This is a genomic window from Amycolatopsis sp. cmx-8-4 (assembly GCF_046548675.1).
Taxonomy (GTDB): Bacteria; Actinomycetota; Actinomycetes; order Mycobacteriales; family Pseudonocardiaceae; genus Amycolatopsis.
Window position 1 is genome coordinate 1 of the sequence record NZ_JAEBDZ010000017.1, and the last position, 13,120, is coordinate 13,120.

5 protein-coding genes are annotated in these 13,120 nt (G+C 70.4%); 1 reads left to right on the top strand and 4 read right to left on the bottom strand.

Features of this window, described 5'->3' with window-relative positions; all coding sequences use genetic code 11:
• Positions 1-122: 122 nt before the first annotated feature.
• The 3 genes from ACLJQZ_RS30875 to ACLJQZ_RS30885 all read right to left on the bottom strand — a co-directional run bounded on the left by ACLJQZ_RS30875 (position 123) and on the right by ACLJQZ_RS30885 (position 7,643).
• A complete protein-coding gene (locus ACLJQZ_RS30875; protein WP_410623358.1) occupies positions 123-5,840 on the bottom strand; it encodes an RHS repeat-associated core domain-containing protein in 5,718 nt (1,905 codons plus the stop codon).
• A 681-nt stretch (positions 5,841-6,521) separates the two neighbouring features.
• Positions 6,522-7,250 (bottom strand): S1 family peptidase, encoded by a 729-nt coding sequence (locus ACLJQZ_RS30880; RefSeq protein WP_410623359.1) that lies wholly within the window; start codon positions 7,248-7,250, stop codon positions 6,522-6,524.
• A 117-nt stretch (positions 7,251-7,367) separates the two neighbouring features.
• On the bottom strand, positions 7,368-7,643 hold the full coding sequence (locus ACLJQZ_RS30885; protein WP_410623360.1) for a hypothetical protein: 276 nt from the start codon (positions 7,641-7,643) through the stop codon (positions 7,368-7,370).
• A 529-nt stretch (positions 7,644-8,172) separates the two neighbouring features.
• On the opposite strand from ACLJQZ_RS30885, the gene ACLJQZ_RS30890 reads away from it, so the two are divergent.
• Entirely contained in the window at positions 8,173-11,877 is a 3,705-nt protein-coding gene (locus ACLJQZ_RS30890; protein WP_410623361.1) for a S8 family serine peptidase, read from the top strand.
• Here the strand turns inward: ACLJQZ_RS30890 and ACLJQZ_RS30895 are convergent.
• Positions 11,874-12,938 carry a helix-turn-helix domain-containing protein gene (locus ACLJQZ_RS30895; protein WP_410623362.1) on the bottom strand — a complete coding sequence of 355 codons (1,065 nt, stop codon included), beginning with the start codon at positions 12,936-12,938 and terminating at the stop codon, positions 11,874-11,876. The two genes, ACLJQZ_RS30890 and ACLJQZ_RS30895, sit on opposite strands and share 4 nt — an antisense overlap.
• Between the last annotated feature and the right edge of the window lie 182 nt (positions 12,939-13,120).

A 13,120-nucleotide genomic window follows, 5' to 3' on the forward strand; every position in this document is an offset into this window, starting at 1 on the left:
CGCGACCAGCGAATCAACTGCTCACGCTCGACATCAGCCAACACCAGCTCAGCCTTCGGACGCCCGGTTCTCGACATATCCCCATACTACCCACTTAACTCACGAATTTACGACGCGACACACTAGGAGAACGGCGAGTGGGCGGTGGGAGCCTGGACGGTGGGATCGTCCTCGATGACGTTGTCGTAGCGCCACGCCCGGTACTCGCTGTTCGGGTGACTGTCCAGGGTCCGATCGTTGATGTTGGCCGTGCGGTGCTTCACCGGGGTGGAGCCGAACGAGTAGTACTCGAAGTTCCCCTTGTTGTCGATCCACCGGTGGAAGAGGACCACGTGGTGCTCGGCCGAGTTGAGGATGTCTCCGGGCCTGAGGTCGTCGCGGCTGATCTCGTGCGAGTAGTCGGGCAGGGTCCACGTGCTCGCGCTCCAGCTGAGGTGCCAGGCCATCGAAACGTAACCGGAGCAGTCGCGGCGGTACGAGCGCCCGTCGCCCGGTCCGGGTGAGAAACCGGTGTCACCGGGTGCGAGGTTCTCCGGGTCGTAGTACGGACCGGGCTGGTGATCGACCCAGTTCTGCGCGCGGTCGATGATTTCCGACCTGCTGATCTTGACCTCGTCCTTGGCGTCGCACTTCTTGCCGGCGGACGTCTGGCAGGAGAGGCCGGTGTGGTCGGTCTGGTTCACCGGGTCGTTCGCGGCGTAGGCGTACCGGTTGAGGCCGACGGTGTCCTCGCCGTCGATGGTGGGGTCGGGCGAGATGAACCGGCCGAGCTGCGGGTCGTAGTAGCGGGCGTTGAGGTACACCAGCCCGGTCGAGTCCTGGCGTTCGGCGGTGAAGCCGCGCGACTCGAAGGGCAGCGACCCGCCGGCCGACAGGACCTCGCCGAAGGGCCGGTACTTCTTGCGGTGGACCTCCACGCCGGCGGCGTTGGTCTCGGCCTGGATCGAGCCCTGGATGTCGGTGTGCACCCAGTACTTCGTCCCGCCGTCGACCCGGGCCACCGGGGTTCCGTCGATCGAGATGTACTTGGTGGTGGTGCCGGCGGAGACGTCGACCTCGTAGTCGGCACCGAGGTAGCGGCGCGTGGAACTGCCCTCGACCTGCTGGAGGCGGGCGCCGTCGGCGTCGTAGGTGAAGGTGGCGGTGACGCCGTTCTTGACGACCGAGGCCAGCAGCCCGTCGCCGTTCCAGGTCAGGGTGCGGCCGGCCCCGGAGGTCATGTTGCCCGCCGCGTCGTAGGTGTAGGCGTTCGCACCGGCGGTGGTCACCGCGTGCGGGTGCGCCGCGTCGTAGGTGTAGTCACCGGTCCGGGAGTTCGCGGCGATGTTGCCGGCCGCGTCGTAGGACACGGACTGGTTGTTCGCCGTGCCGGTGTCCGCGGTCGCGCTGGTGAGCTGGTCGGCCTCGTCGTAGGCGTACGTCCAGCTCTCGTCGGGGAACGGGCTGGTGACCTTCGTGATCTTGCCGCTCGCGTCGCGGGTGAACGCGTTGTCCTGCACGACGTTCGCGCCCGACTTCGTCTCGATGCCGGTGAGCCAGCCGCGGGCCCCGTCGTGCGGGCGGGTGGTCACGGTGCCGTTGGCGTTGGCGATCGTGGTCACCTTGCCGTCGGCGTTGTAGGTCGCCGAGGTGACGTAGCCGGGAATCGCCGCGAGCCGGCCCGCGCCGTCGTAGCGCAGCGGCGCCGCCGCGGTGCCCTGCGTGTCACCGTCGGGGTAGGTGGTCCACAGCTTCCGGTCGCCCGTGTCGAAGCCGTACCGGAACTCGTAGGCCGTGCCGCCCACGGTGCGCACCGTCTTGACGACGTGGCCGAGGGCGTCGTAGCCGAACGTCCTGGTGCCGGCCGCGTCGGCGTTCGAGGTGACCTTGCCGACGTTGTAGAAGCCGTCCTGGACCTGGTCGTAGGTCCAGGACACCGTTGCGGCGGAAGCGGTGCCCGCGTTGGACGTCTTGCCGGTCTCGCGCCCCAGCAGGTCGTTGGTGAAGGTCGTGCGGTGGTTGTTCGCGTCGGTCTGCGCGGTCGCCCGGCCGGCGTCGTCCCACTCGTAGGTGGTGGTGCCCTTGTCCGGATCCGCCACCTTCGTCTGCCGGCCGAACGAGTCGGTGGTGTAGGCGATGACGTACCCGGACGGGTCGGTCGACTGCGCGAGGTTGCCGCGCAGGTCGTAGCCGTACCGCGCGGTACTGGGCTTGCCGCCGACGACCTGCTGACGCTCGATGCGCTTGCCGTACGCGTCCGTGCGGTCGGTCGTGGTGTGGCCGCTCTCGTCGGTGGTGGTGGTCGACCACGGGCCGTAGCTCTTGGTCTGGGTCGCGCCGTCCGGCAGCGTGGTCCTGGTCGACCGGTCGAGTCCGTCGTAGGCGGTGGTCGTCGGGTAGGTCGCCGGCTGCGCCTGGCCCGCCACGCGGTAGTAGGGCGCGGTCTTCGACGCGACCTGGCCGCGGGCGTTGTACGCCGTGTCGACGTAGATGTCGCCGGTCGCGGCGTCCGGGCCCTTCGCCGCGGTGCGGTACGGGCGCTGCAGACCGTCGACGTAGCGGCGGCTCCACTGCGGAGCGCTCGTGCCGTCCGCGGCCGGCTTCTCGATCTGCTCGTACTGCCCGGCCGGATCGCCGACGTTCACCCACTTGTGGCGTTCGAACTTGCCGCCGGGCTGAGTGGTCTCGACCACCCGGCACAGCGGGTCGTAGGTGAGCGTGGTCGGCTGCTTGTTGAGGTCGTTCACCCGGGTCGGCGTGCCGCAGCCGGCGTCCCACGTCGCGTCGACCGCCTGGGACAGCGCGTTGGTCTCCGAGGTCTGGAACACGTGGTAGGCCGGGTCGTAGCCGAGCGTCGTGCGCGCGCCGACCGGGTCGATCTCCGCGGTGAGGTTGCCCCAGGCGTCGTACTCCTTGCCGGTCTCGACGAACGCGTCCCTGGTCGAGAGCCACCGCGCGGACGTCGTCTCGAAGCCGGCCGTCGGCGCCTGGTCCCACGCTTTCACGCCGTCATAACCGGTGCGGGTCTCGCTGAGCCTGGTCCCACCGGCGCCGACGCCGGCGACGACCTTCACCGCGGCGGGTTTGTTCACGATGTAGGCGGCCGTGTTGGGCACGAACGTGGTCACCGTCGTGCGCTCGTCGCCCGTCTGCTCTTCGTCGCCGTGCTCGATCCGGGTCACCACCTCGCCGTAGGCGTTGTACGCCAGGCTCGTGTGGGTGCGCTTGCAGTCCGCTCCGGGGCAGACCGCGCTCCGGCCGGTGTACGCGTACTCCCAGGTGCCGGTCGGCAGCACCGTCCTCGGCACGGTCGTACCGTTGGTGGCGTATTCGGTGACCGTCGCGCTCAGCAGCGCGCCGTCACCCTCGTGGTTCTCGACGCGCTCCGGCCGGCCGATCGCGGCGAGGTCCTGGCGGAAGGTCGTGTCGGTGTACGGGCACGCCGTCTCGCCCGCGTTGCAGGGCTTGGTTTCCCGCTGCGTGCGGAACCCGAGGAACGTGCGCTCCGGGTGGTAGTACGTTCCGCCGGCGTAGCTGTAGTTCGTGGTCGCGGCGCCGCCCGGGCCGGCGTCGTCGGTCACCGCGGACACCGTCTGGGTCAGCGGCGGGTTGTTCGTGTTCGCCCACGCCGACGACGGCTGGTAGCTCACCGTCGTCTTGGCGCCCCACTCGTTGGTGCGGGACGTCAGCACGTCGGTCGCCGCGCCACCCATGTTCCAGATGTGGCGCCCCTTGTTGAGGCCGAAGTTGGTGTTGTAGAGCTCCACCATCTCCGTGCGCATGTCGCCGTTGACGTCCATCTCGAGGAAGTCGGCGGTGCAGTTGCCCTTGCTGCAGGAGTAGGTCCCCATCGTCGGGTCGCTCGCGCCGGGCGTGAAGCCGGTTCCGGTGGACAGCCAGATGTCGCGCTTCGTCGAGGCCCCCAGGAATCCCGGGGAGAGGGTGACCATGTCCATCCGGTGGTCGCCGTTGACGTCCATCACGAGCTGTTTGGACGCCGGGCTGTAGCCCATGCTCGTGTCGGTGGCCCCCAGCTTGTAGCCGTAGCCGGTGGAGAGCCAGGTCCGGCGGGTGTACGTGCCGAACGCCGGGTAGAGCTCGACCATGTCGGCTTTGTCGTCGTCGTTGACGTCCATGATCAGGAACCGGCTGCCGGCGCCCTCCGCGTCCGGCGCGCTCCAGGAGATGCCGCCGTCGGTCGCCCCGGAGACGAAGCCGGTGCCGGTGGACAGCCAGATGTGCCGGGTACCGGCGCCGAACAGCGCGGGCAGCAACTCGATGAAGTCGGACTTGCCGTCGCCGTTCACATCGGCGGCCTCGAACTGCCGATCCGCGCTCATCCCGATGCCGGCGTCGTTGGAGGCGAGGGTGAAGGTGGTGCCGTCCGAAAGCCACGTCGCGCGGCAGAAGTTCACCGGGAAGATGCCGCAGGAATACAGTTCCAGTACGTCGGTCTTGCCGTCGCCGTTGACGTCCATCGGGATGAAGCGCGAGTTCGCGTCGTTGCGGCCCTGGGCCGCGCCGGTCGAACCCGCCGTGAAGCCGGTGCCGGTGGACACCCACAGCTGCCGCGCCATGCCCAGGCCCGAGGGGGAGAACTCCAGCAGATCGGACTTCCCGTCACCGGTGAAGTCACCGGGCAGGTAGCGCGCGTTCTGGTTGAGCGACGTCGCGCCCTCCGTCGACGCGAGCGTGAAGTCGGTACCGTTGGAGAGCCACGTCTTGCGTTGGTAGGAACCGAAGTTCGGCCACAGCTCGAGCATGTCGGTCTTGCCGTCGCCGTTGATGTCCATCGGGAAGTTCTTGGCGGTGTTGTTGTTGCCGGTGTACGCCTGGTTGTTGTTGCCGGAGACGAACGCGGGCGCGCCGGCCTGGTAGGTCGCCGAGACGGCCGGCATCGCCGTGCCACCGGTGACGGTGCCGGTGGCGTCCAGCACGGCGTCGGTGCCGAACTGCTGCACGGCCGACAGGAGCGACCGTCCCGTCGCGTCACTGGTGGCGTAGGTCAGCTTGTACGCGCGGACCCGGCTGCCGCTCACGCTCACGTCGACGGTCTTGATGCGCCCTTGGACGGTCCGGAGGCCGCCGTTGCCCATCGCCTCGAGGTCGGTGTCGGTGCGCTGCTCGTAGGTGAACTTGACCGTCGTCCCGTTGTAGGTGACCGAATCCAGGTACTCCCAGCAGCACGCGAACTGGTTGACCGCCCAGTTGTAGGAGACCGTGTTGCCCAACGCGTCGACGACCTGGCTGAGGCCCCACCGGTAGACGAGATCGGTCGCGGCGGACAGCACCGGCGCGTAGACGCGCTTGACGCCGTCCTTCGCGGTCAAGGTCCACCGGCTGGCGGCGCCGGTGCCGGTCAGCGCGACCCTCCCGAAGGACTCGTTCTTGGTCGAGTGCGTGCCACCCGAGGTACAGCTCGGGCTCACACTGCCGGCGGCGCAGGGCACGAGCTCCTCGCCGTCCAGGAGGTAGCCGTCCGAGCCGTCGTACCGGGGCGCGCCCTTGCCGGTGCCGGCCCGCTCGATCTCGCTCAGGCCGTTGAGCGTCCAGCCGACCCCGGCCAGCCCGTTGCGGGCCGAGGAATCGTAGGCCAGCGAAAGTTCCGGGGTGATGTTGTGGAAGGCCGGGACGCGGATCGCGATGTCGTCGGTGAACGTGCCGTTGCCGTCGACCTGCCAGGATTTGTCCGGGACCTGCGGTTCCGGCGTCTTGGCGACGTCGGCGAGCGGAGTGCGCGCCGCTTCTTTCTGGCTGTCGGCGGGCGCGGTCACCGCCCCTGCCGTGCTCACACTGCCGGCGACCAGCACAACGGCGACGAAGAATCCGCGCAGCGCGCGGCCGACTCCTACCGACCTCATGGGTCCGACACCTCGGCATGGGAGTGGACGGGCGAACCGTCCAGGAGATTGTGCCGTCCGGGCCCCGATTCCGTCGGCTTGATCAACTCCGATGGTACATCGCAGACTGTGCACTGAAAAGGGTAAGTGTCACATTGCGGCTACGGGCCGCTACCTCGCCCGTGCCCTCTCGATCACTCACGGTTACGCTTCAGAGGGGCCGCGGGTAGTAGTCCGACTCGACACACCGTGACCGAAACGTCGGCGGGATCCGCAGGGTGCCCGTTCCGGGACTTCGGCGCGAAAGCGGTTGATCAATGGTGTCACGATCAATTCCGCTGGGTTTCGGGGTCGTCGAGCGGCGCCGATACCCGGCGCTGCCCGATGTGGGCAGGTTCGCGGGCGAGGATGGTGACCCTGCGCGACAACGAGCGCATGATTTCCCCGAAACGAAGCGTCTTCGGTCGGCCTCAGCGGGTGTCGGCGAGGTTCGGGTGAGAGCCTGCGGAAGGTGCTGGTGCGAACGGGCTCGACCGGCGATCGCCAGTCACGACGTCGAATTCGCCTACGACGACGCCGGGCGGGAAGCCGTCCGCAGCATCGACGGCGCGGTGGTGCTCCGGCGGCGGTTCGACGAACAGGACCGGTTCGCAGAGGAAGACGTCGCCGGGGTCGGGCGGCGCACCTACCGCTACCGGCCGGTCAGCCGCCGACGACCCGGCGGATCCAGCTCAGCTGCCGGAAGACGTCGCCGGCCCCGGCGATGGTGTCACGGTCGGAGGTGTCGAAGACCCCGACGAGCGTGCCCGCCGCGGCGCCGGTGCCCATGACCGGGCCGCCGGAGTCGCCGCCCGCCGGGATGCCGGTGACGCCCGTGGTGCAGAAGTCGGTTCCGCCCGGGACGGCGAAGCCGTCGCAGCGCGGGTCGTCGGCGGACAGGACCCGCAGGAGCGACTGCTTGAGCACGTCCGACTGGCAGCTGTTCTCGTCGCCCTGGCAGGTGGCGCCCCAGCCGTACTGCCGCACGTGCCGCCCCGGCCGGACCGGGCCCGTGGTGGGGAGCTTCGCCGGGGTGACGGTCATCGGCGGCACCTTGATCAGCATCATGTCGGCGTCCGCGCTGCCCTGCCTGCTGCCGGGCACCGGCCGGACCACGGTGCCCTTCCGCTGGTCGAGGCGGCCGACGTGGAACTCGATGCGGGTGTCCGCGATGGCCTCGGCCTGCTCGAAGAAGCAGTGCGACGCGCTGATGATCCAGTCGCGCGTGATCGCGGTTCCGGTGCACTCGCCCTTGCCGTCGACGAGCATCCGCACGGCCCACGGCCCGCTGGTGCTGACCGAGCCGCCGATCACCGCCGACGCCGCGGGGGCCGTGGCCAGCGTGGCCGGCGCGACCAGCGCCAGCAGGACGAGCAGACGGCGAAGCCTCATGCGGAGTCCGTTCATCGGTCGGTGTTCGAGGCGGATCGGGCGTTCGTGAATTCTTCCGGCTGCCGGCCCGATCGGCTCGGCGAGGACCGATCGATCACCCAGGCGATCTCGGTTTCTTCAGCTGCACCATCCGGTGAACGCGTGGTCCGCCTGGTAGCGGAGGTTCACCGTCCGGGTGTTGGGCGGGAGCCTGATCGGGCCCGGGCGGTCCGGGTCGAACGCGAAGCCGCCGACGAAGGTCGCGCGTGAGCGGGCCGGGTCGGCGGGGCTGTCGCCGACGGCCCAGATCTCGATCGCGGTGACCTTGCGGCCGAAGTGGGCGGCGACGAACAGGCTGCTCCTGCCGTCGCACGGGATCGAGACGTAATCGTCGGCAGCGGCGGGAGCCAGCATGGCAAGAACTTCTTCCGATGTAGGGGGCCGGGGGTCGGGGTCGACGCCGGGCCAGTGGCCGGCGACCGACGAGACGTCGTAGCCGGGGCGACGTCGCCGCGGTACTGCTTGGCGACCGCGCCGGCGGGGATCGTGGGATCGCCGTCGAACCGGGCGATCCAGTAGTGGGGCTCGGCCACCCCCGCCGAGCCGAAGGCGGCGCGGACGGCCGGCCAGGTGGACGCGTTGCAGTAGATCGTCGGATCGGTTCCGGCGGCGCGGCGCAGCCGGACCCAGGCGGGGGCTTCCGCGGGCGTGGCGTCACCGGGTTCGACGTCGAGCACGTGCCCGGCGTTAGCCGGCGACCATGGCCGCCGTGCTGGGGATGTGCGCCGCCGTCACGGCGTCGTACAGGGTGCACATGCTTCCTCCGTCGGCGACAATCCGCCGACAACGGCGACCGGTGAGCGGCTGACGAAGATGCGACGTGTCGTGTTTTGGACGCGGCCGCCCTAGTGACGGATGACGATCACGGCGCGAGCCTGGTGCGATGCACTGGAGATCACGTGTTCTGGTCCTGACCTGCGTCGCCACCCTGGTCGCGGGCACCGCCGGAGCCGCGGACGCGGCCCCCGGCCCGACAGCGGCGCCGGCACCGTCGGCCACCGAACGGCATTCGGTCACCCTGCTCACCGGGGACGTCGTCCAGGTCGAACGGCAGCCCGGCGGCAAGCAGGCCGTCACCGTCCAGCCCGCGCCGGGCCGGGAGAAGATCCGGTTCCACCAGCAGGAGATCGACGGCCACCTCAGCGTCTTCCCCGAGGACGTCGCCCCCCGGCTCGGCTCGAAGCAGGTCGACCGGAGCCTGTTCGACGTCACCGAGCTGATCGCCGAGGGCTACGCCGACGAGCAGTCGAAGACGCTCCCGCTGATCCTCACCTACCGCAAGGGCGCGGACCTGCGCACCGCCGAGGCGGCCCCGAAGGCCGCCGAGCTGGGCGTGACGCTGACCAGCGTCAACGGCCGTTCCGCGCGAGCCAGCAAGGCCAACGCCACCGCGTTCTGGACCTCGTCGGCGGGCAACGCGATCGAGCGGATCTCCCTGGACCGCAAGGTCCGTGCCTCCCTCGACCGGAGCGTCCCGCAGATCGGCGCCCCCGAGGCGTGGGCCGCGGGCTACGACGGCACCGGCACCACGGTCGCGGTGCTCGACACCGGCTACGACCCCACGCACCCCGACCTGGCCGGGCGCGTGAAGGAGGCGGTCAACTTCACGACCAGCCCCGACACCACCGACCACTTCGGCCACGGCACGCACGTCGCCTCGACGATCGCGGGCTCCGGCGCCGCTTCGGGCGGGCGGCTCAAGGGCGCCGCGCCGGGCGCGAAACTGCTCGTCGGCAAGGTCCTCGACGACGACGGCTTCGGCTACGAGTCCTGGGTCCTCGCCGGGATGGAGTGGGCGGCGCACTCCGGCGCCAAGGCGGTCAACATGAGCCTCGGCGGCGGCCCGACCGACGGCACCGACGAGCTCAGCCTCGGCCTTGAGGCGCTCAGCGCGCAGACCGGCACGCTCTTCGTGGTGGCCGGCGGCAACGACGGCGAACTGGGCGCGTACACGATCGGCTCGCCGGGCACCGCCGCGGCCGCGCTGACCGTCGGCGCCGTCGGCCGTGACGAGAGCCTGGCGCCGTTCTCCAGCCGCGGCCCGCGCCTGGGCGACAACGCCGTCAAGCCCGACATCACCGCGCCCGGCGTCGGCATCGTCGCCGCGCGCGCCGCGGGGACCGCCATGGGCGACGTCGTCGACGACCACTACACCGCCGCGTCCGGCACGTCGATGGCCACGCCGCACGTCGCGGGCGCGGTGGCGATCCTCGCCCAGCAACACCCCGACTGGCCGGGCAGCCGGCTCAAGGACGCGCTGGCCAGCACCTCCCTGGCTAGCGCGTCTCAACTCTCGGTGTTCGAGCAGGGCGGTGGCCGGGTCGACGTCGCCCGCGCGGTGAAGCAGAAGGTCTTCGCCACCGGCACGCTCGACCTCGGCGCCGTCGAGGACGGCAAGGCGCCGGTGGCCAAGCAGGTCACCTACACCAACGTCGGCACCACGCCGGTCTCCCTGAAGCTCGCCCTCGACGCCAAGTCCCTCGCCGGCGTCCCCGCCGCCGACGGGATCCGGCTCGGCAACTCCACTGTGGACGTTCCGGCCGGTGGCCAGGCGAGCGTCACGATCACCGGCGACCCGGCGAAACTGGCGGCGGGCACCTACAGCGGGCGGCTCACGGCGACCGCGTCCGGCGTGGTCGTGCACACCTCGCTCGGCGCGGACAAGACCGCGCCGAAGCACAAGGTCACGCTCACCGCCCTCGACCTGCAGGGCAAGCCGACGGTCGCGCCGTGGCTGCTGATGTACGGCGAGGACTACCGCTTCGACGTGAACACCTGGCTGGCCGGCGACGGCCTGACGGTCGAGCTCGGCGACGGCGTGTACTACCTGACCGCGCAGGTCAACGGCGTCCCGAGCAGTGACTACGTCTACCAGGTCGTCCAGCCGGAGATCCGGATCACCGGCGACACGACGATCGTGCTGGACGCCCGCAAGGCGGTGAAGGTGCAGATCGAGACCCCGAAACCGTCGGAACAGGCCGGGATCTGGAGCTACTACACCTACCGCGAACTCGGCTCGCGCAAGATCGCGAACTACGCCATGCAGTTCGACTACACGCGCGAACTCTGGGTCACGCCGACGCCGAAGGTGACGACCGGGGCCTTCGAGTTCGGCTCCCGCTGGTCGCGGATCGCGCCGCCGTTGACGGCGAACGTCCTGGGCGGCCGTGCTCCGCTCACGACCCGCTACCTCGCCGGATCGCCCAAGCTGGACGGCTGGCGGCTGCTGCAGGCCGTCTCCGCGGGGGCGGGGAAACCGGCGGACTTCACGAAGGCGAACGTGCGCGGGAAGGCCGCGATCGTCGACCCGGACCCGGCGGACTACAACCGCGACGAGGTCTCCCGCGCCGCCGCGGACGCCGGGGCGGCGATCGTCTTCATCGTCGTGCCGGACGGCTGGGGGACCGCCGCGGTGCCGTCGATCAGCGCGGCGCCTTTCCTGAGGATCCCGACCGTCCAGCTCGACCGGGACGAAGGCGTGGCCCTGCTCGCCAAGATCAAGCGTTTCCCGGCTTTCCTGAGCCTGCAGGGGATCGCGGTCAGCCCGTACCTCTACGACGTGGTGCAGACCGAGCGCGACCGGATCCCGGAGAAGCTCGTCCACCGGGTCACCGCGGCGAACACCGCGACCGTCACCACCCACTACCGCCAGACCGGCAGCGGCGGGGAGGCCAAGGAACAGCGGTTCGCGTGGAAGCCGTGGCAGGACTTCGCCGTCAACGAGTACCAGCGGTACGTGGCGACGCCGTCGACCCGGGAGGAGTACGTCAGCTCCGGGGACATCCAGTGGCAGCACCGGGTCAAGCACGGCCTGGTCTGGGACAACGACTCGCCGCTCGACGGCGGCATGACCGCGGCGCCGCGCACCTACACGGGCAAGGAAAACCTGACCGAGGACTGGTTCGCACCGGTCGTGCGGCCCGCCATCCCGCGGGGCGTGCCCGGCATGGATTCGACCCGCGAGGGCGACAACCTGCACATCCGGATCCCGGAGTTCGTCGACAGCCAGGCCGGTCACTACGGTTTCAACGAAGGTGACGACCAGGCCGCCCCGGCCACCACGTCGGCGAAACTGTTCCGTGACGGCAAGCTCGTGTCGGAACAGCCCTACGCGTTCGGCACCTTCCCCGCCGGCGCGGACCCGGCGACCTACCGGCTCGACCTGTCGGTGCGGCGCGATTCGCCGGAGTGGCTGTTCGGCACCAGCACGCAGACGTCGTGGACGTTCCGCTCGGCCCGGTCGGCGGCACCGGCGCTGCTACCGTTGCTGCAGCTGGACTACGCGGTGGACGCCGACTCCGGCAACCGGCTCCCGGCCGGTCGCAAGGCCAGGATCGGCCTGAGCGCGCGGTTCCAGGATGGGATGGCCGCGCCGGACGTGCGGGCGGTGAAGGCCTGGGCGTCCTACGACGACGGCAGGACCTGGCGCGCCGTCGACGTCAAGCGCACCGGGAAGTCCTACGAGGCCACGATCGACCACCCGTCGCTCGGGGCCACGAACAAGTACGTCGCGCTGCGGGTGCAAGCCACCGACAACGCGGGCGACACCGTCGACCAGACGGTGGTCCGGGCGTACGGGCTGCGCTAGCCGGTTTCGCTCAAGGGCTCCGGGTGCCTTCCGCCGGTTCGCGGCAGGAGGTGCCCGGGGCTCGGCTCGTCCAGCCAGCCGAGTTTGCTGGCCTGCCAGGCCAGCTGCATCCGGGTGTGGGCGTTGACCCGGCGCATCAGGTCCCGCAGGCGCCGCTGGACGGTCCGGTAGCTGACGTCGAGCTGCGTGGCGATCGACTTGTCGCTGACCCCGCCGATGAGCAGGGACAGCAGCCGCCGCTCGTCGGGGTCGAGGTGGCTCGTGGGCGCGGTGTCGCCGATCCGCAGCGGCGACGCGCGTTCCCAGTAGACCTCGAACAACGCGACCAGCGCGGACAGCAGGCTGCTCTCCCGGACGAGCGCGGCGGTCGGCTCGCCCGTGCTGTCGTGGCTGACCAGCGGGCACAGCGCCACCGAGCGGTCGGAGATGGCCAGGCGCACCGGCAGCTTCGAGATCGAGCGGGCGATTTCGCCACCTTCGATCCCCTCCAGGACGTTGACGATCCGGCCGGGTTCCTCGAGCAGGCCGGTCTCGTAGATCACGCGGTAGCGCACGCCGCGGGCCTGCGCCAGCGCCTCCTCGACGTTCTCCGACGCCGCCATCGCGACGTTGCCCTCCAGGCAGAACCACAGCGACTCCTCGCGGGCCCCGCGCTGGATGGCGAGGGCCTGCCGCCGGATCGCGTCCACCCCGGTGACGACCTCGACGAGCTGCGCGGAGTCCCGCCGCCGCGCGCTGCCGCGGTACTCCTCGGCGAGCTGGGACACCGCGGCCCTGGCGGCCTCCAGCTTCTCCTGGCCGTGCACCAGCAGCGGGCCGAGCGAGACGTCCGGCGGCGCGGACACGTAGTGCTCGTCGGTCTTGTTGACGAGCCCCTTCGCCAGCAGGACCTCCAGGATCGGGTCCACCTCGCCGCGGCCCACGCCGGCCTTGTCCGCGATCTCGTCGGGCGCGGTCCGGTAGCCGCCGACGATCGCGCGGTAGACCCGTTCTTCATCGGGGGTCATGCCCAGTGCTTCCAGCACAATGCCTCCTGGCCACGTGGCCGGCGGGTGTCCCATCGACGCTGACGGCTTGTCGACAACGTACAACGCGGGCGCAAACGGGTGAACGGGTCACACCGCTTCATGATCTTGCCGGTCGCCCCGCGGCGATGCCGGGACGTGCCCGGGTGGCGCGCACCGCCAGGCCGGCCGCGGGCTTCACCGTGCCCGGCGAAGGCACTGGCCAGGACGGTGCAAGT